The sequence below is a fragment of the Micromonospora sp. DT201 genome (assembly GCF_049841575.1).
Classification (GTDB): Bacteria; Actinomycetota; Actinomycetes; order Mycobacteriales; family Micromonosporaceae; genus Micromonospora.
In genome coordinates, this window is the sequence record NZ_JBNCKP010000007.1 from 281,462 (window position 1) to 299,735 (window position 18,274).

Here is an 18,274-nt window from a genome sequence, read left to right on the forward strand (position 1 = left end):
CCGAGCGGGTCGAATGTGGCCTCGGCCCTGTCTGCAGGACGACGCCCCGCGCCACCGATCGTCTTCTCGGGCCACGGCCGTCTCAGCGTTGTCAGGCCCAGCGGTGACGGTCCGCCGAGGCTCGATCGCCACGTGCGGGCGCACGTTGCCGTCGCCGCCCGGCGCGGTTACCGCCCAACCTCGGACAGCGCCAGCCCGGTGCCCGCATCGAACAGGTGCGCACGATCCAGGTCGACCGTGACAAGCAGCCGCTCGCCCGGCGTACCGGTGACGGTCGGTCGTGCCTTGACCTTGAGGATCTCCGTCCCCACTCGGACGTCGACCACTGTTCGGTCACCGAGCGGCTCAAGCCCGTAGAGCTCCCCCGACAAGGACGTGTTCCCACGCTGCTCGACGGACAGGTCCTCCGCGCGCAGGCCCAGCAGCAGCGGACGACCGTCCTCAGCCGTGGTCCAGCCGGGCCGCGGCAGCGTCCAGCCTTCCGCACCGACCAGACGATCTCCCTCGGCGTGGCAGGCGAGCAGGCTGATCGGCGGGCTTCCGACGAATCCGGCGACCCACTTGTTGGCTGGACGCTCGTACACCTCGGTCGGCGTCCCGACCTGTTGCACCTTCCCCTCCTTGAGGACCGCGACCTGGTCGGCCATGGACAGAGCCTCGACCTGGTCGTTGGTCACGTAGACGAAGGTTGCGCCGAGGCTCCGGTGGATGCGGGTGAGCTCGGTACGCATCTCGACGCGGAGCTTGAGGTCGAGGTTCGTCAGCGGCTCGTCCATGAGGAACGCGCGCGGGCTACGGACCAGCGCCCGGGCCAGGGCGACACGCTGCATCTCACCGCCCGACAGCTGCGCGGGACGACGCTGCAGCAGACGTTCGATGTGCAGCAGGTTCGACATCTGCTCGACGGCAGCGGCGATCTCACTCGACGAGCAGCGGCGTGCCCGCAGCGGCGAAGCGATGTTCTCGTACACGGTGTGTCGCGGGTAGAGGGCGTAGCTCTGGAAGACCATCGCCAGGTCGCGCGCGGCCGGGGTGTCACCGGTCGCGTCCCTGCCGTCCAGGTGCACCGACCCGGCGTCAAGCTTCTCCAGGCCGGCGATCGCTCGCAGGGTCGTCGTCTTGCCTGCCCCGGAGGGCCCGAGCACGACGAAGAACGAGCCGTCCGGCACGTCCAGCGTCACCCCGTCCAGGGCCTGAACTTTGCCGAAGGACTTGCACAGCCCGTGCGCTGCCACGGTTCCCATCAGGCCACCAACTCTTCCGTGCTCACGTCGTAGACCGCCGGGGTCCCACCGGTGTGCCGCAGCCCGACCTTTGCGTCAGCGGCGAAACGGACAGTCGGTGGCATCCGAACCCGTACGTCGCGCTGGCCGCTGTGGTCGACCACGTAGATGATTTCGTCGCCCAGCCACTCCGCCGAGACCACACGGGCCGGGACCGACCGTTCCGCCCCTGGTGCGGTGACCTCCAGCGCCTCCGGCCGGACGCCTGCGACCAGGGAACGGTCGCGCGGCAGGCCTGGCGGTGGCGTGAGGACCAGTCCGCCCTGACCGCGCAGCTTCCCGTCGGCCACCTCCACCTCGATGAGGTTCATTGGCGGGGAGCCGATGAATGCGGCGCAGAAGAGACTCGCCGGACGGTCGTAGACCTCCAGCGGCGTGCCGATCTGCTCGACGCGGCCCTTGTTGAGGATGGCGATTCGGTGACCGAGCGACATCGCCTCGACCTGGTCGTGGGTGACGTAGACCATCGTCGCCCCCAGCTCACCCTGCAGGTGCTTGATCTCCGTGCGCATGTCCGCCCTCAGCTCCGCATCCAGGTTGGTGAGGGGTTCGTCCATGAGGAATGCGCGCGGTCGTCGCACCAGGGCGCGCGCGAGCGCGACGCGCTGCTGCTCCCCGCCGGACAACTGGCGCGGTCGCCGGTCCAGGAGCGGACCGAGCCGCATCAGCCGGGCAGCCTCGTTGACCCGCTCGTGCACCTCCGGCTTGGGTAGTCCCTCGGCCCGCAGTGGGAACGCCAGGTTGTCGCGGGTCTTCAGATGCGGGTAGAGAGCGTAGAACTGGAACACCATGGCGATGTCGCGCTCGGCGGGCGGCAGGTCGTTGACCAGCGTGTTGCCGATGCGGATGTCGCCCGTCGTCTGCCTCTCCAGGCCGGCGATGGCCCGCAGCGTGGTCGTCTTGCCGCAACCCGAAGGGCCGAGCATCACGAACAGCTCACCATCGCCGATGGACAGGTCCACGTGCTCAACCGCGACCGTTCCGTCCGGGTAGCGCTTGTGCAGCGCGGTCACCTCGATGCCCGCCATCAGCGTCGCACCGCCCCGAGCGTCACACCGGCGATGAGGTGCTTGCGCACCAGGTAGGCGAAGACGAGCACCGGTAGGGCGAACACCACGGAGGCGGCGGCCACGAGACCCCAGTCCGTAGTGGTGCCGCCGATGAGGCCGGCGATGGCGGGTGGCGCCGTCCGGACGCTGTCGCTGGAGGTGAGAAAGGTGGCGAACACGAACTCGTTCCACGAGAAGATGAGGGCGAAGACCGCCGTCGCGGCGATGCCGGGCACGAGCAGGGGAAGGGTGAATCGCCGGAACGCCTGCAAACGGGTGTAGCCATCGAGCATGGCGGCATCCTCGTACTCTGCGGGCACCTCGTCGACGAACCCCTTCATCATCCAGATCGTGAACGGGACGTTGAACGCGGCGTAGATGAGGATCAGGCCGAGCTTGTTGTCGATGAGTCCGACCTGGCGGTACATGAGGAAGATCGGGATCACGACCACCACGGGCGGCATGAAGCGGGTGGACAGGATGAAGAACAGTTGGTCCTTCTTGGCCTTCACGGCGAAGCGTGAGTAGGCCCAGGCCGCCGGGACCCCCAGCACGGTGGCCAGCACCGTGGAGACTCCGGCGACCACGACGGAGTTGAGGAACGAGACGGACAAGGCCGAGCGACCGCCGTCGGGGTCGACGAACACGTCCTTGTAATGGTCCAGAGTGATCTTGAAGTCGAAAAACTTGGCCGGGATTGCGTAGACGTCCCGGTTCTCCTTGATGGACGTCTCGATCATCCACAGCACCGGAAAGAGCATCACGACGGCCAGCACGGTCAGCAGCGTGACCTCCAGCGCGGAGCGGCCTCGGCTGCCAAGGCGGCGCGCGGGAGGCGTGTGATCCCGGGCAGGACCTGTGGACACGGCCTCGTCGACGGAGACGGCCATCAGCCCTCCTTGAGCTTGTTCAGATAGCGCAGGTAGAGCTGCGTGAGGACGATGACGACGAGGACCATGAGGATTCCGTACGCCGAGGCGGTTCCGGTGTTGAAGCCCAGGAACGCGACCTTGTAGATGTGGAACGACAACGTCTCGGTGGAGACACCCGGACCACCGTTGGTGAGGATGTAGACGAGGTCGAACAGCCGGAACGCCTCGATGGCCCGGAACATCACGGCAATGAGGAGCAGCGGCCACACCAGCGGAAGGGTGATGGTGCGGAACTTGAACCACTCGGACGCCCGGTCGATCGAGGCGGCCTCGTACAGGTACTTGGGCACCGCGGTAAGGCCCGCGAGTGCGATGAGCATGATGAACGGCGTCCACTGCCAGGTGTCGACAACGATCAGGGAAAGCAATGCCGTTCTCTGCCGGGTGAGCCACTCCACCTGCCCCAGGCCGAGCGAGCCGAGCATGCTGTTGACCACGCCGAACTGCGCGTCGAGCATGAACCGCCAGAACAGCCCGACCACGACCGGCGACAGCATCATCGGGACCAGGAACAGAGTGGTCAGCACTCCTCGCCCGTGCGTGCGCCGGGAGATCAGGTAGGCGATGCCGAACCCGAGGACGGTCTGCAGGCCGACCGCGCCGACCACGTAGATCAACGTCGTCAGGGCCCTCGTGTGGACCTGCGCCGACGTCAGGATGGCGGTGTAGTTCCCGAACCCGATGAAATTGGCGGGTCCCCCGCGGGTGGCCGAGTAGTCGGTGAAAGACAGGTACAACGCCCACAGCAACGGGAACACCGACATGGCGAGCAACAGCAGCAGCGCGGGGGAGATGAAGGCCACGGCGAGCCCGCGGTCGCTCAGCCGGCGGGACCGCCCCGGTGCAGGCGGCGTCGCGGACGCCACCTGCCCGGGACGGTCGGTCGTCAGAGGGACGGAGTCACTCACAGTCCGCCGCCACCCTTGCGGTTGCCGGAGTCGAGCACGCCCTGCTGCTCCTTGGCGATGTCGTCGAGCGCGTCCTTCGGCTTCTTCGCACCGTTCAGAGCCGCGTTCACGTTGGTGTTCTCGATGTTGACGAGGCGCGCGTACTCGGGCACGTTCCACATGTCCCGCATGCGCGGAACCGAGTCGGTGTACACCTGGTTGAACGGTCCGGCATTGAGGAACTCGGGCGATTGCAGGGCGTCCGTACGTGAGGGCACGCCACCGGCCGCGGCCCATTTCTTCTGGACGTCGGCCCGCTCGAACCACTCCATGAAGTTCAGGGCCTCGGCCTGGTTTGCCGCGGCGGAGTAGGCCGACACGTGCATCCCCATGCCGCCGAGCGGGACCAGGTTCGTCTTCTGGGTCGGCAGGGTGGCAAAGCCCAGCTTGTCGAGAATCTGCTCCCGGGTGGTGCCGAGCGTCGACTCCTTTGGATCGAGCAGGCCGCCGCTCGCGGCGATCCAGTTGAACGCGATGCAGGCCTTGCCCTGGGCGACGGCGGCGTTCACCTCGTCGATGAACCAGTTGCCGGAGCCCTTGGCGGTCAGCGGCTTCATCTTGTTGACCAGGACGTCCATCGCCTCCTGGCCCGCGGTGTCGTTGAGGACGCCGTCGATCCTGCGCGCCTTGGAGTCCCAGAGGTTGCCGCCGTAGACGCCGTTGACCGTGTTGTAGGTGACGGCCGCGGCGTCGGAGCCGTTGGCTTGGTGGAAAGCCAGCCCGCTGACCCCGGGGTTCTCCGACTGGCACTTCTCGGCGGCTGAGATCATCTGGTCCCAGGTCTGCGGTGGCTTGTCGCCGATCAGATCCTTGCGGTAGATCATCGTCCAGGTGTCGCCGAGCAGCGGCAGCCCGTACAGGCTGGCGTTCTCGTCGCGCTTGCCGGTCTCCGCCTGGGGGTACTGGCCGTAGGCCGCCAGGAGGTACGGGTTGTACGCCGTGACGTCGATGTTCTTCTTGACGAAGTCGGTGAGGTCGAGGATGTTGCCGTTCGTCACGGCCTCGCCGATGTGTTGCGAGTCCAGGATCGCGATGTCGAAGTCGGTCTTGCGCGCCGCGAACTGGGTGAACATCGCGTCATGCCAGTTCGCGTTCGGCACGGTGTTGACCTTGATGGTCGCGTTCGGCCGCTCCTTCTTGTACTCCGCGTTCGCGAAGGCTTCCAGTGCCTTGGCGGGCGGCCAGTCGAACCAGATGAAGCTGAGGGTCAGCGGGTCCTTGGTGAGTTCCGGGATGGTCGCCGGTGCCTTGGGGGCGCTCGCCTTCGCGTCGTCGTCCTTGCCATCGCCGCAAGCCGTCATGGTCGTGGCCACCAGCAGCATGGCCGCCGTCGCCAGCTGTACCTTTCGCCGGGGATCGGACATTCGTGTTCGCTTCGGATGCCGCATCTTCTCGCCTGCTTTCTGATTGGGGACTTCTAGTGCCTCGCTATGCGCTTCGCCGTGCAGTTGCTGGTTGTTCAGGCGTGTCGCCGGGCGGTCGCGGGGGTCGACCCGCGGACCGGCGTCACGAGTACGCCCCTCACGGGAGCTCCAGGGATCGAAGTAGAGCGATGGCGGGCGGTTCCGCGATGGTGCAGGATGTCAAGCATCCGGCGCATTTCCTATACGATTTGGTGGGGCGTCAGCATCCCGCAGCGTTGTGACTGATGTCAACAGGTTCCCGAAGACGCAAGAAAGGACCTCACGTCACGATGGATGAGGAAGCGATGATCGCGCCGGGCCGCAGGGCCGTGGCGGGCGGAACCCCGCCGGGAAGATCTGGCGGCCGGCTTGCCGACGAGGTGTACGACACCCTGCTCGGACAGCTGATGTCGTTACGGATCGAGCCTGGCTCCCGCGTCACGATCGACGTCCTGGCGCGAGAGCTGGGAGTCTCGCAGACGCCGATCCGAGACGCTCTGAACCGCATGGAGGCCGAGGGTCTGGTCGTTCGTGTGCCCCATGCCGGCTACCGCATTCCTCCTCAGATCACTCGTCACCGATTCGAGGACATGCTCGAGGTCCGCCTGCTCCTCGAGCCGGCGGCGGCGCGCAGATCCGCCGAACGCGCGTCGTTGGAGCAGGTGGCCGGTCTGCGACGAATGCTGGAGGAGATGGCGGAGCTGGAGGGGGGCAGCGGGCCCATGGCCTATGGCGCCTTCGGGTTACGCGACGCCGCTTTTCACGATCTCGTCGCCCTGAGCGCGGAGAACCAGGTCATCCGTGAGGCGCTCGCTCGCCTGCACAGCCACGTGCACCTCTTCCGACTCCACTTCGACACCCAGGTCACCCACCTGGCCATGGCCGAGCATGAGGATGTCGTGGCCGCGATCGCCGCGCGTGACCCGGACGCCGCGGCCTACGCGATGCGCCGGCACATCCTCCGATCCGGCGAGCGTTTCCGCCGATTGTTCGACGAGGTCAAGGACGTGGACGGAGTGGCGGTAGAGGCTTGACGGGCGGGCTGGGCCGGGGAATGCTAGCAATCGATCGGATCAGATCGGATTGGATCCACCTCACCCGTCCCCCAGTTGTGAGGAGAAGCAGGTGCCCCGAGCGCTGCTCCTGACCGGCGACGCCGCCGAGGAACTCGACACCATGTATCCCTACTATCGCGTCCAGGAGGGTGGCTGGGACGTCGACGTCTCGTCTCGGACGACGCGTGACGTGCAACTGGTCATCCACGAGTTCGACCCCAACTCCGACGCCTACGTGGAGAAGAACGGCCGGAAGCTGCCGGTCGACGTGCCCTGGGCCGACGTCGACGTCGAGCGCTATGACGCCCTCATCATCCCCGGGGGACGTGCCCCCGAATGGATCCGGGTCGACGCCGACGTCAGGCGCATCACCGAGCACTTCTTCGCGCGCAATCTCCCCATCGCGCTGGTGTGCCACGGCGCGCAGGTGCCAGCGGTGTACGGGCTGCTGAAGGGTCGAAAGACGGCGTGCTTCCCCCCGATCACCGGTGACATGGAGAACGCGGGCGCGACGGTCATCGACGCTCCCGACGTCGTGGACGGCAACCTCGTCTCCTGCCGGGGGTGGCCCGACATGCCGCAATTTGGCAGGGCGATGATGGAACTCTTCTCCAAGTCGGTCGACTCCGCCCCGGCATGAGCGCACCTGGCCTGCCCCGGTGACGGCACTTCGGACTGTCACAGTCGACGGCTCCCCGGTCCACGTCCTGGAGAGCGGCGCCGGGCCCGCGGTGCTGATGCTGCACGGCTCCGGACCCGGCACGACCGGGTCCGGCGCCTGGGCACCGACGGCGCAGGCGCTGGGCCCGTCCTGGCACCTGGTGGCTCCTGACCAGGCGGGGTTCGGCCGTACACCTGTCCCGGCAGGATCCAGGGGTGGGCTCCGGCTGTGGACGGAGCAGGCCGCGGGCCTGATGGATGCTCTCGGTCTCGACTCCTACGCCGTGGTGGGTCACTCCATGGGCGGTGCCGTGGCGCTGGCGTTGGCGGCTGCGCGTCCTCGGCAGGTCACCCGCATCGTGGCGGTCTCGACGATGGGCGCCCCCGGGGCGCCGCTGTCCGCCGAGCTCGACGCGGTCTGGGCCGCCCCCGCAGGCCCGCTCGGCGCACGAGACATGCTGAGCCGCCTCGTCCTCGACCAGGCGCTCGTGACCGATTCGGCCGTCGATGCCCGTGCGGCTGCGATGCGAGCGGGCGAGGCCGCGTTCGCGTCGTTGTTCCCTCCACCCAGGGCACGATGGGTCGATGACCTCACCCTCTCGGCGCAAACGCTGGCAGCGGTGCGCGCACCCGTGCTGCTCGTGCACGGCGCCGAGGACCGAGTCACCCCGCTCGAAACGGCAGCCCTGCCCCTGCTCGAACACCTGGCCGACGTCCGCCTGCACGTGTTCGGCCGATGCGGGCACGTGCCGGCGATCGAGCACCCACACGAGTTCAGGCAACTGCTGTCGTGCTTCCTCCGCCGGGACCGAGATCACTAATTGCCGCGGCAGGTCCGCAGCCCGTGCGTCGATGCTCCATTGACGCGAGCGTGAGCACCGCCGATTCCTTTCGAGTACGCCGGCGGTCGGTATTCACATGACTGCGATAAGAGAGATGTACGCCCGCTGGGCCGCAGGGGACATGGGTGAGGTCGACCAGTGGGGCGACGTGACGGCCGAGCCACGCGGCCTGGACTACGCGGAGGTGTCGGCGGGCGGCGTGCCGGCGATGTGGCTCATCCCGCACGGCGTCGGCCCTGACCGGGTCATCGTCGCGTTGCATGGTGGCGGCTTCGTGAGCGGGTCGCTTTACAGCCACCGCAAGATGTACGGGCACCTCGCGAAGGCGGCCGGTGTGTGGGTGCTGCTCGCCACCTATCGGCGGGCTCCCGAATTCCGCTTCCCGGCGCAGATCGAGGACGCGGTCACGGCGTACCGGTGGGCGGCGGCGCGTACCCAGACGGTGGCGCTGGCGGGCGACTCTTCCGGCGGCGGTCTTGCCGTGCAGGTCGCCCTCCGCGAGCCCGGCGCGGCCGCGCTGCTGTTGCTGTCGCCGTGGATCGACATGGACCCGGCGCAGGCCGCAACCTCGTACGAGGAGAACGCCGCTACCGACCTTTTCTTCACCCGGCCGATGGTGCAGGGTCTCATCGCGCAATACCTGCCCGAGGGAGAAAGTGGCCTAGCGCCGGAGGTCAACGCCTTCCACGCCGACCTGACCGCGCTGCCTCCGGTCTACGTGCAGTGCGGCGGCGAGGAGAGCGGCCGGGGTGACAGCGAGCGCCTCGCGAAGCTGACCGGTGCCCGGCTCGACGTCTTCGACGGGCAGTTGCACACGTTCCAGATGGCGGCCGGGCGCGCACCGGTGGCCGATGAGGCGATCGGGAGGTTGGCCGCATGGGTGCGCCCGAAGCTGGGGCTCTGACGGATGCGTTCGAGGGGGAACGTCGGGGGTTGTTCGCCCACGCGTACCGGATGCTTGGCGCCTATCACGAGGCCGAGGACGTCGTGCAGGACACCTACGTGCGGGCCCTGCGTGGGTGGGGGGCGTTTGAGCGGCGTTCGTCGGTGCGGACCTGGCTCTACCGGATCGCCACGAACGTCTGCCTGAACGTGATCGAGGGCCGCGGGCGGCGCGCGCTCTCGTCCGGTCTCGGTCCGGACGACCTGGGTCCCTGGCTTGAGCCGTTCCCGACGGATCCGGTCGATCTGGTGACCGCGCGGGAGAGTGTCCGGCTCGCCTTCGTGGTCGGGTTGCAACACCTCGCTCCCCGGCAGCGCGCCGTTCTGCTGTTGCGGGAGGTGCTGGCCTTCTCGGCGGCCGAGACCGGCGAGGCGCTGGGCATGTCCGTGCCGGCCGTGAAGAGCGCCCTCCAGCGGGCCAGGGCCCGGCTCGCCGAGGCGGCTCCCGCCCGCGACGATGTGCTGGACGCTTCCTCGCCCCGGGCCCGGGAGCTGCTCGCCAGGTACATGGCCGCGTGGGAGGCGTCCGACGCGGACGCATTTCGCGAGGTACTGCGCGCGGACGCGTCCATCGATCCGGTCGGCTCGCCGACCTCGTACGTCGGTCGTGAGGCGTGCCTGGCCTTCGCGACGCCGGCGATGCGCGACGCCGGGGATTGGCGGATGGTGGCGACCGAGGCAAACGCCCAGCCCGCCGCGGTGGCGTGGTTCCGCGGCGAGCCCTTCGGCGTGGCGGTGCTGACGGTCGCCGACGATGGGATCGTCTCGATCACGCTCTTCGAGAACCCGCAGGTGGCGGAATCCTTCGCACCGAGGCCCACTCCGCCGAGTGCAGTCGTCTGCCTCTCCGCCACTGGACCTTGACAGCACTCTATGTCCCCTGGCATTGGTGTATCCAAAGGTAACGGCGGTAAGGAGCTGCTCAATCCATCAGCGGTAGTACTGGACCAGGCAGAACTCGTGGTCCTCCGGGTCGGCCATAACGACAACGACACCCTCGTCGTAGTCGTGCCGTCCCAACCTTCCTGCGACGGACCGGGCTCGCGGCCGAGCAGGCCGCTCCAGAATCGGGCTACCGCTCGGGGTCGAGGCAATCAATCGTCACACCGGACCAGACGTTCGCCACGTACCGATCCTGACAGAGCTCCCGCCGCTCGACACCCTCCGCCTCTGCCACTGGTCGGGCATGTGGACCGTCTCGAGGTTGCGGGCTGGCGGAGGGTCAGCGGCGAGCTGCACTCGGAGGGCAGCTCGGAATATCCATTGCCATCCGATCAGCACAGCGCCTACCTTGAATGAGCAAGGCAGTCCCGACCAACCCAAGGAGTTCCCCGTGTTGCAGTACGCCTACACCGAAACCACGCGGTTCATGCCGCGCGGCGGTGTCGTGCTGCCCTCGATCGGGCGAGCCCACGATCTGTGCACGAGTGAGCAGACCTGGAAGCCGGGGTGGCGGCGCGAATAGCGCCAGCGAAAGCTGCGAAGCCGCCCACCCGACAGGGATAGGGCGGCTTTTTCGTTACTGGAACAACTCGATAGGGGCGTAGCTCAACTGGTAGAGCACCGGTCTCCAAAACCGAAGGTCGCAGGTTCGAGTCCTGCCGCCCCTGCTTCTCGTCCCGGCTGCGGCCGGCGGCGTTGCAGATTCTCAACTCCACAGTGGATGGCATAAGCAAAACCCCGGCCGGCGCCTGCATGGGCCGGCCGGGGGCACTACCTCCGGGACGAGGGAGACGGCTGACCCGCTCGCTTTGGGAGCGAGAGACACGGGGTTCGACACCCCGGTCCCGGACCATGGGGTTGTAGCTCAGCTGGGAGAGCGCCGGTTCGGTGGCCCCGGTTGTCGCGGGTTCGAGCCCCGCCAGTCACCCCAAGGGAGTGCGCCACCGATGGTGAGGTGGGCCGGGCTGTAACCCCGGTGCGTTCGCGCTCAGGGAGTTCGAATCTCTCCACTCCCACGCTTGCCCGCGTAGCTCAGGGGACAGAGCACCAGCTTACGGAGCTGGGTGTCGGGGGTTCGATTCCCTCCGCGGGTGCTTCTGCCTGGTCGTGTGCCCGAGTGGTCAGGGAGCGGTCTGCAAAACCGCGTACGCCGGTTCGATCCCGGTCACGGCCTCGACTGCCATCCACTGCGGATTGCGAGCGGGTGTCGTCAGCGCAGCATGGCCCGGGTCATTCGGCGGGTGGCGACATACATCGCGATCGAGCCGAAGGCGACGAGGTAGACCACCGGGATCAGCAGGCTCCAGCTGTCGCGACCTGGTTCGTAATCGGGTTCGCCATCCTCTTCGCCCTGGCCGCGATCGCTGCGGCCGTCCTCGGCAGCACCCAGAGCGACCGGGCCCGGACGCTGTCCCCGTCCGGTGCCGGCACAGCGATCGGTTCCGTCCTGGCCAACCTGATCCTGGCCGTCGCCATCATCGGCCTGGTTGTCAGCGGGCTGATCTGGGGACGCGGCACCCGCCAGCTCGCCGAGGCGCACGGCTCCTCCGGCCGCTCGTGCAGCCGCCACTGGGGCACGCGCGTCTTCCCCTCCTTCATCGTCTTAAGCGCCGCCATCGCCTGGCTGGCCGCCGACCGAACCGCCCCGGCCGTCCTGTTCGGCCAGGCGGCCCTGCGCACCCTCGGAGCCGCCGCGCTGATCGGGGGCATGCTGCACAGCCGGGCGCGGGTCCTGCGGCTGGTCGCCCAAGTCCACCGAGGCGGCGCCGGAAACTACTCGCCGGTCGCCGGGCACGATCCGGCGTGGCCGCTGTCGCCCACTCCGACCAGCGACGACTGGATCGCCGGCCAATGGGACCCCGACGTGCTGCGCGACATCGAAGCCCGCCGCCACCGCGACAGAACCTGATCTCGAGGTGCGGCCGGTCTCCAGCGAGACGACGAGCGAGTACGGCCAGCCGTGCTGAGTAGACCCGCCGCCGTACAACGAAACTAAGCGGACGTCTCGACGCGATGTCCGCCCTCTTGAGCTGCTACCGAAGCCGCTCGCGGCCTTTCTGATGACATTGCGCTTTCCAATGTTGGCGAAAGATTGGCCGCCAGACCTGGGTATGGGGCATCGGAACCTGCTGGTCCTGATATCAGGCGCCCAGTCGCTTCGGCCCAAACCAGTTGGGTGCTCGGTAGCCCGCCGCTTACGGTGAACACGTGACAATGGCTGACGCGGATTGGTGGTCGATGCTCCGGGCGCTGGACGAGCCGGTCGCGCCAGTGGTGGGCGGCATCGGGCGGGAGTCGATTCTGCGGGCCATGGTGGAGGGGGTCATGCCGGAGCCGATCCTGGCGGCGTTGAACGAGCGGGTGGCGCGAGGTCACGGTGATGGTCTGGAGGTGCCACGGGACTTCGACCACGCTGCGGCCCAGGGCCGATTCGGCCAGCTCGCAGAGCGGTTGAGCGAGGCCTATGGTTGTCCGTGCGACTCGGGACTGGCCCAGGACTCCGCCTGTTTCGGCAGCATCTGGATTGCCGCCGAGGCCAGCCGCAGTCGTACGAAGCGCACGCGGATCCCGCTGTCCTTGACCGTGCGTGTGAGCAAGTTTGGTGACCTCGCCACCTACGGGGCTTCCAGTTCGAGCGGTCATGAACCTCACCTGCACCCCGACGACCGGCAACGGATCGAGCAGGCACTCACCGGACTCGGTTACCTCATCGTGCCCGAGCACATCCTCAGCACGCCGTACGACGGGCCTAACGGATGGGTCTTCGGCCCGACGGTCAATGAAACTTGGTCTACTCGGTTCTTCGACCATCTTTGAATACGTCAAAATTCCGCCGTCCATCGTGACAACTGGCATCTGGACGTGCCGAGGAGCGGATACGAGTTGTGTGCTCCAGTGCCCGTCAGGGAAGATCGGGTTCATGATTTATTGGAAGGGCGCCCCGCGCCTCCCACAGTGAAGGGCCCTGCGCTGGCGTCGCCGCTGGGCGACTGGGGATGGCTGGAAGTGGGCGTCGTCTCGGGTGATGTCCTGGTCCCGGGCAGCGACGTGCGGTCACACATCTGGCATTGGGTCAAGGCCGACCGGGACGGGCCGATGACCCGTCGTCTGCTGACCTTCACGACCGACCGCCGCCTGTCGGCCCGGCGGACCATCTTCGAGTTGCTGCACCAGCTGTGCTTCCAGAACCCCCACTGGCTCCTGGTGGCAGACGCCGCCGAGTCGGCCCTGAATGATGTGGATCCGCAGGTGCGGAGGACCGCGGCGACGCTACTGGTGGGCACCGCTGAACCTGATCGGGCCATGTCGGCGTTGGCCGCTTCGACTGATCCGGTCGTCCGGATCGCCTTCGTGGATGCCATGCCCTGGAACAAGGTCGCGCAGCATCAGACCATCCTGGAACGCCTGCGGTCGGATCTCGTCCCGGCCGTCCGGCTACTGGCCAATATCGCAGTGTTCAGCAGAGACGACCCGGCGGCCTGGCCGGCGCTGGACGCCGCGATCCTCGCCGACCTCGAGCTTTGCGCGGGAGTCCTGAAGGGGCCAGGAATACGTCTCGAGCAGACCGGCGGCGAGCGCTGGGCCCGGGCACTGACCGGCCTCGATCGGGAGCAGGACTGCTACGCCTGGGCGGAACGGTTGACGAACCGGTCCGCGAGCCCACAGGTCAGGCTCGAAGGCGTACGAATGGCGCTCGCGGCGATGCGTGAGTGGCGCGCCGCGCCTGGGCGGGTGACGCCGATGCTGACCGGCCTCCTGCAGGACGAAATGCCCGATGTACGGTCGGCGGCGCTGCACACGTTGGCGGCTTCATTGACCGCGTCCCGTCTCGCCGCCGGCGAGCTTGCCGCAGTGTTGGATGATCCTGAGCTCGGTGCGGTGGCCGCTACCGCGCTGGGCAGCGTCGGTGACCACCGAGCCGTGCCGCATCTGGTACGGCTGATGCTTTCCGGCAGCGGCGAGCCGCGCCTGGCTGAGGCGTTCAAGGCAGTTGCCCAGGCGGGGGCTGATCCGCACGCGTCGGTGGCCGCCGCCCGGCAGATCCTGGCCGCGTTGCCGGATTCGTGCTCGCCGGCCCTGCCGATGCGGGTGCTGGCGGCGTTCGGTCCGGCTGCGGCTGCCGCGGTGCCGGAACTCATTGCCAGACTCGAAGGGGCCGAGAACGACACTCCGGACTGTGCGATCTACGTTCTGGGACGGATCGGGCCAGCCGCCGGAGCCGCGGCAGCGCTGCTGCAGCAGTACCCGACGCAAGGCGCAACGCTAGCCCTTCTCAAAGTCACGTCGGACCGCGCGGTGGCCGAACAGTATCTTGCCGGCCGGCCGGAACAACCTGGCCGCCGAGACTGGATCGCGTCGGCGCTGCTGACCTGGCTGGCCGAGCACGGCGGGCTCACCGCCCGCCAGCACAAGCAACTGCGGAGCCTGTTCCGGGGTCCTAGCTTCGGGCAGTTGAAGTCGGCCCGCGCACTATGGCTCCACGACGGTCCTGCGGTAGCCGCCGAACTGCTGGAGTTTCTGCCGAAGTACCTGTACGACGACCTGTACGGGCGCAGGGCGCTGCGGGTCCTCGCCGCGATGGGCTCGCACGCGCGGCCGGTACTCGACCGGCTGGATCGACTCGTGGCCTCCCGGCACCGAGCCGGGATGAATATCGGCGACGTCGACGCCGAGATGCGCGCGGACGAAATGCTGCATGCCGCCGCCATCGCCGCACACCGGGAGATCGCCGAATAAATCGCCCTCGTTCGCCACAAGATCGCTGTCGCGTACGGACGCCTACCAGACTTCATGGCGATCATCGGCATCTATCGCTACGATCCGATATCGACAGATCACTGAGCGTCGATGAGCGTTGTCCGCAAGCCCTGGACGCCGGCAATCCGGCGCCGCTACGAACGTGGTGCCGCCGCCTGAGGATCACGCCGTCTCGACGAAGGGAATCCGGATGACGGAGAGCGCGCAGACCGCCGACAGCCGAACCGTGCCTCCCGCGCGGCCGTACCCGTTCAGTGTGCCCGACCGCCTCGTCGTCGATCCGACCTATGGCGAGCTGCGCGAGAACGAGCCGATGACCCGGGTGAAGCTCCCCTACGGTGAGGAGGCGTGGCTCGCCACCCGGTACGAGGACGTCCGTACGGTCCTCGGCGACGTGCGGTTCGGCCGCGCCCCGGCCGTGCAGCGCGACGAGCCCAGGCTCACCCCGCGCCAGCAGTACAGCGGCATGCTGACCATGGACCCGCCGGATCACACTCGGCTGCGCCGACTGGTGGCGAAGGCGTTCACGGCACGTCGGGTCGAGGCGCTGCGACCCCGAACCCAGGAGATCGCCGACGCACTGGTCGACAACATGGTCCAGCTCGGTCCTCCGGCCGACCTGGTGGAGCACGTCGCCACACCGCTGCCGATCCAGGTGATCTGCGAGCTGCTCGGGGTCCCGTACGCCGACCGTGACCGCTTCCACATCTGGTCCGAGGCGATCGTCTCGACCACCTCCCTGCCCGTGGAAACGATCCAGGAGTACATGAACAGTCTCTGGGGCTACATCGGTGATTTGGTCGCCGAGCGCCGCCGCGAGCCGGGGATCGACGACCTGCTCGGCGCGTTGGTGCAGGCCCGCGACGAGAATCAGGATCGGCTCAGCGAGACCGAGCTGGTGGAGCTGGCCGCAGGGCTGCTCGCGGCCGGTCACGAGACCACGGTGACCCAGATCCCCAACTTCGTCTACGTCCTGCTGCATAATCCGGACCAGCTCGCTCAGCTGCAGGCCGACCCGTCGCTGGTGCCGGCCGCGGTCGAGGAACTGTTGCGGTACGTGCCGCTCGGCGTCGGCTCCTCCTTCGCCCGGTACGCCAAGGAGGACGTCGAGGTCGGCGGGGTGCTGGTGCGGGCAGGTGAGCCGGTTCTCGGCTCACTGTCGTCGGCGAATCGGGACGGTACTGTCTTCGCCGACCCGGACCGGCTGGATCTCGACCGCGAGCAGAACCCGCACCTGGGCTTCGGGCACGGCGTGCATCACTGCGTCGGCGCGCAGTTGGCCCGCATGGAGTTGCAGGTCGCCGTCGCCACCCTCGTGACTCGCCTGCCCGGATTGCGGCTCGCCGTACCGGAAGCCGAGCTGGAGTGGAAGCGGGGCATGTTGGTGCGGGGCCTGCTCGGCATGCCGGTGGCCTGGTGAGTACCGCGTGGCGGATCGGGGTGGACTCACGCCGCTGCATCGGCACGAGCATCTGCGCCGGTACCGCGCCCGAGCACTTCCGCCTGGTCGGCGGCCGGTCCGCGCCGCTGGCCGACGTCGTCGCCCCGGCCGAGGTCATCCTCGACGCCGCCGACTCGTGCCCGGTGGAGGCGATCACGGTCCGCGACGCCACCGACGACCGCCTGATCGCGCCGGAGGAGTGACCCGAAATCGAGCCCGGCCGTCTGCGCCCACGAGCTGGGCAGGTGCGGAAGTTCGGCAGATCAGCGACGAGGCGGTAGCTCCGCCGCGGCGAGATGGGAGCAGATCGGGTGCAGGTTGGTCCCGGTCGTCAGTCGGGCGGTGCCCGCTCACGGCGAGATGAGTGGGTTTGGCGCAGGCGCTGTGGAGGTGTGGTGTAGGCCGTTCCCCTGGCGGGAGCCGCCGGGCAGACTGGCGGCCGGTGTCAGGAGGAGGAGCGTGGACTTCGCGTATTGGGTACGGCGGTTTGAGGAGGCGGAAGCCGAACGGGCCCGTATCCCGGGTCCGGCGTGGGGTACCGGTGATCCCCTGCCGGTTGCCTTGGTCGCGAGCCTGCAACGTTTCCAGACAGGTGAGGACGGCGACGGTGCCAGTCTCATCGGCAAGAGCGCCCGGGCCGGCGATGCGCATTACCTGGCCGCGGTGCGGATGTTCGTGGCCGAGGAGCAGCGCCATGCCAGGCTGCTGGAGCGGGTGCTGGCCGAGGCAGGCGCCACGACCATCGCGGGCCATTGGACCGACAGCGTGTTCGTCTTCGTCCGCCGGGCGTTCGGTCTGCGACCGGAACTGATGACGTTGATGGTGGCCGAGGTGGTCGCGTTGCGGTACTACCGGGCACTGCGGGACGGCGCGCCGCACTTACTGCTGCGTGATGTGGCAGGACGGATTCTGAACGACGAAGAGCGGCACGTGCCGTTCCACGTCGCGCGCCTACGGCAGGGACTCGGGCAGCTGCCCTGGGCCGTTCGAGTCGCCGTGGCGACCGCATGGTGGGTTCTGATGCTCGGCGCGACACTGGTGGTTGCAGTCGGTCACGCTGGCGCGCTCCGTCTGCTCGCGCTGTCACCGGCGCAGTTCACCGCCGACGTGGCGCTGCTGTTCCGACCAGTGGTTAAGGCAGCACTCGGGCCCGCAGGAGCCGCCGCCGACCGTGTTGCAGCCGGATCACAACGCCGGTCGACGAGACGGCATGTCGCCTGAACCACATACCCGCTCTTGCCGCATGGTGCCCGCTGCGGCTGAAGCGCTTCGCGTCCCGGAGCCACCCGACCGCTGGAGCGTTCATGTAGCCGTCCTCCTGCTCCGGCAGCCAACGATCGCGCCCACGGGACGGGGACCAGATGGGTTGCGCGGGCTTGGGGCAGGCCGGCGGCGCGGGCGGCGGCTTCGGCCCGATGGCGGTCGGCCGGGTCGGTTGTCAGCGCGGCGCCGTGGCAACGCTCGTTCGCGGGTGTTGAGCTGGGCGAATAGTCGCCTGTCGACGATGTGACCGGGGACGTGTCCGGCGGATTTGACGATCATCCCGCTGGACGCGTAACTTTCTCTCTGTCAGCGCGGAACGGACGAAACGGGCGAAAGCCTGAAGCGGCCGGAGCGCAGGCCAACGGCCTCGGGGCCGGGTGGGCGTGCCCACCGGATCCCGGACCGGGAGGTGCCGTCGAAAACGCCGCGAGGCGGATTTGGTGCGGCGAAACCGACCGGGTAGGGTTACCAACCGGCAGGGCACCGGGCGGGTCGCGGGAAATCGCGACGGCCGGCCTGCCGAATCCGTGACGAGAGCGGCGTGAGCCGGTCGAGACATGGTGCCCGCGTTTTCGGGTGAAGCACGACGAACTGGGAAACACCGGTTTGACGGGGCGGAAACGAGCGGGTAACGTAGTAAAAGTGCCTGGCGCTGAAAGCGCTGGTCGCGGAGCGGGAAATGCCCCGAGACGGGGTTCCACTGAGGTGGGGCTTCTGGTCGGTGTGTGGTTGTTCTTTGAGAACTCAACAGGGTGCT

General features: G+C 68.1%; 17 protein-coding genes and 5 tRNA genes. 17 read left to right on the forward strand and 5 right to left on the reverse strand.

What is annotated here, in order from left to right; all coding sequences use genetic code 11:
* Window positions 1–167 precede the first annotated feature (167 nt).
* The 5 genes from ACLQ28_RS15480 to ACLQ28_RS15500 are packed head-to-tail and all read right to left on the reverse strand — an operon-like array spanning window position 168 to window position 5,575.
* Window positions 168–1,244 carry an ABC transporter ATP-binding protein gene (locus ACLQ28_RS15480; protein WP_425686964.1) on the reverse strand — a complete coding sequence of 359 codons (1,077 nt, stop codon included), beginning with the start codon at window positions 1,242–1,244 and terminating at the stop codon, window positions 168–170.
* Window positions 1,244–2,311: an ABC transporter ATP-binding protein gene (locus tag ACLQ28_RS15485; protein WP_425686965.1), complete on the reverse strand. Its 1,068-nt coding sequence runs from the start codon at window positions 2,309–2,311 to the stop codon at window positions 1,244–1,246. The genes ACLQ28_RS15480 and ACLQ28_RS15485 overlap by 1 nt, the downstream gene beginning before the upstream one ends.
* A complete protein-coding gene (locus ACLQ28_RS15490) occupies window positions 2,311–3,222 on the reverse strand; it encodes a carbohydrate ABC transporter permease (RefSeq protein ID WP_425686966.1) in 912 nt (303 codons plus the stop codon). Before ACLQ28_RS15490 ends, ACLQ28_RS15485 begins: the two co-directional genes overlap by 1 nt.
* Window positions 3,222–4,172 carry a carbohydrate ABC transporter permease gene (locus ACLQ28_RS15495; RefSeq protein ID WP_425686967.1) on the reverse strand — a complete coding sequence of 317 codons (951 nt, stop codon included), beginning with the start codon at window positions 4,170–4,172 and terminating at the stop codon, window positions 3,222–3,224. The genes ACLQ28_RS15490 and ACLQ28_RS15495 overlap by 1 nt, the downstream gene beginning before the upstream one ends.
* Entirely contained in the window at window positions 4,169–5,575 is a 1,407-nt protein-coding gene (locus ACLQ28_RS15500) for an extracellular solute-binding protein (protein ID WP_425686968.1), read from the reverse strand. Before ACLQ28_RS15500 ends, ACLQ28_RS15495 begins: the two co-directional genes overlap by 4 nt.
* 419 nt (window positions 5,576–5,994) lie before the next feature.
* On the opposite strand from ACLQ28_RS15500, the gene ACLQ28_RS15505 reads away from it, so the two are divergent.
* The 17 genes from ACLQ28_RS15505 (at window position 5,995) to ACLQ28_RS15585 (ending at window position 17,475) form a co-directional block, all read left to right on the forward strand.
* The gene (locus tag ACLQ28_RS15505; protein WP_425686969.1) at window positions 5,995–6,648 is read left to right on the forward strand and encodes a GntR family transcriptional regulator; all 654 of its coding nucleotides are present in this window, start codon (window positions 5,995–5,997) and stop codon (window positions 6,646–6,648) included.
* Window positions 6,649–6,739: 91 nt separating this feature from the next.
* Window positions 6,740–7,309, forward strand: a complete 570-nt coding sequence (locus ACLQ28_RS15510) for a DJ-1/PfpI family protein (protein WP_425686970.1) — start codon at window positions 6,740–6,742, stop codon at window positions 7,307–7,309.
* Window positions 7,310–7,328: 19 nt separating this feature from the next.
* Window positions 7,329–8,150, forward strand: coding sequence for an alpha/beta fold hydrolase (locus ACLQ28_RS15515; protein ID WP_425686971.1), 822 nt, complete (start codon window positions 7,329–7,331; stop codon window positions 8,148–8,150).
* 97 nt (window positions 8,151–8,247) lie between these two features.
* Entirely contained in the window at window positions 8,248–9,075 is an 828-nt protein-coding gene (locus ACLQ28_RS15520; RefSeq protein WP_425686972.1) for an alpha/beta hydrolase fold domain-containing protein, read from the forward strand.
* On the forward strand, window positions 9,048–9,977 hold the full coding sequence (locus tag ACLQ28_RS15525) for an RNA polymerase subunit sigma-70 (RefSeq protein WP_425686973.1): 930 nt from the start codon (window positions 9,048–9,050) through the stop codon (window positions 9,975–9,977). Before ACLQ28_RS15520 ends, ACLQ28_RS15525 begins: the two co-directional genes overlap by 28 nt.
* A 469-nt stretch (window positions 9,978–10,446) precedes the next feature.
* Window positions 10,447–10,578: a hypothetical protein gene (locus ACLQ28_RS15530; protein WP_425686974.1), complete on the forward strand. Its 132-nt coding sequence runs from the start codon at window positions 10,447–10,449 to the stop codon at window positions 10,576–10,578.
* 72 nt (window positions 10,579–10,650) lie between these two features.
* Window positions 10,651–10,723: transfer RNA gene (locus ACLQ28_RS15535), tRNA-Trp, on the forward strand.
* 109 nt (window positions 10,724–10,832) lie between these two features.
* Window positions 10,833–10,908, forward strand: a tRNA-Pro gene (locus ACLQ28_RS15540).
* A 79-nt stretch (window positions 10,909–10,987) separates the two neighbouring features.
* A tRNA-Tyr gene (locus ACLQ28_RS15545) sits at window positions 10,988–11,071 on the forward strand.
* Window positions 11,072–11,076: 5 nt separating this feature from the next.
* Window positions 11,077–11,149 (forward strand) — tRNA-Arg (locus ACLQ28_RS15550).
* A 9-nt stretch (window positions 11,150–11,158) separates the two neighbouring features.
* Window positions 11,159–11,229: transfer RNA gene (locus ACLQ28_RS15555), tRNA-Cys, on the forward strand.
* A gap of 30 nt (window positions 11,230–11,259) precedes the next feature.
* On the forward strand, window positions 11,260–11,964 hold the full coding sequence (locus ACLQ28_RS15560; RefSeq protein ID WP_425686975.1) for a hypothetical protein: 705 nt from the start codon (window positions 11,260–11,262) through the stop codon (window positions 11,962–11,964).
* Window positions 11,965–12,263: 299 nt separating this feature from the next.
* Window positions 12,264–12,872, forward strand: a complete 609-nt coding sequence (locus ACLQ28_RS15565; protein WP_425686976.1) for a hypothetical protein — start codon at window positions 12,264–12,266, stop codon at window positions 12,870–12,872.
* A 78-nt stretch (window positions 12,873–12,950) separates the two neighbouring features.
* On the forward strand, window positions 12,951–14,792 hold the full coding sequence (locus ACLQ28_RS15570; RefSeq protein ID WP_425686977.1) for a hypothetical protein: 1,842 nt from the start codon (window positions 12,951–12,953) through the stop codon (window positions 14,790–14,792).
* 211 nt (window positions 14,793–15,003) lie between these two features.
* Window positions 15,004–16,233, forward strand: a complete 1,230-nt coding sequence (locus ACLQ28_RS15575; RefSeq protein ID WP_425686978.1) for a cytochrome P450 — start codon at window positions 15,004–15,006, stop codon at window positions 16,231–16,233.
* On the forward strand, window positions 16,230–16,457 hold the full coding sequence (locus tag ACLQ28_RS15580) for a ferredoxin (RefSeq protein WP_425686979.1): 228 nt from the start codon (window positions 16,230–16,232) through the stop codon (window positions 16,455–16,457). Before ACLQ28_RS15575 ends, ACLQ28_RS15580 begins: the two co-directional genes overlap by 4 nt.
* A 358-nt stretch (window positions 16,458–16,815) precedes the next feature.
* A complete protein-coding gene (locus tag ACLQ28_RS15585) occupies window positions 16,816–17,475 on the forward strand; it encodes a ferritin-like domain-containing protein (RefSeq protein WP_425686980.1) in 660 nt (219 codons plus the stop codon).
* The last annotated feature ends 799 nt before the right edge of the window (window positions 17,476–18,274 follow it).

What these genes read in the sequence shown, in the direction of transcription:
- ACLQ28_RS15480 (WP_425686964.1), bottom strand. Translation starts at nt 1,244, where the DNA reads ATGGGAACCGTGGCAGCGCACGGGCTGTGCAAGTCCTTCGGCAAAGTT.
- ACLQ28_RS15485 (WP_425686965.1), bottom strand. Translation starts at nt 2,311, where the DNA reads ATGGCGGGCATCGAGGTGACCGCGCTGCACAAGCGCTACCCGGACGGA.
- ACLQ28_RS15490 (WP_425686966.1), bottom strand. Translation starts at nt 3,222, where the DNA reads ATGGCCGTCTCCGTCGACGAGGCCGTGTCCACAGGTCCTGCCCGGGAT.
- ACLQ28_RS15500 (WP_425686968.1), bottom strand. Translation starts at nt 5,575, where the DNA reads ATGTCCGATCCCCGGCGAAAGGTACAGCTGGCGACGGCGGCCATGCTG.
- ACLQ28_RS15520 (WP_425686972.1), top strand. Translation starts at nt 8,248, where the DNA reads ATGACTGCGATAAGAGAGATGTACGCCCGCTGGGCCGCAGGGGACATG.
- ACLQ28_RS15525 (WP_425686973.1), top strand. Translation starts at nt 9,048, where the DNA reads ATGGGTGCGCCCGAAGCTGGGGCTCTGACGGATGCGTTCGAGGGGGAA.
- ACLQ28_RS15575 (WP_425686978.1), top strand. Translation starts at nt 15,004, where the DNA reads ATGACGGAGAGCGCGCAGACCGCCGACAGCCGAACCGTGCCTCCCGCG.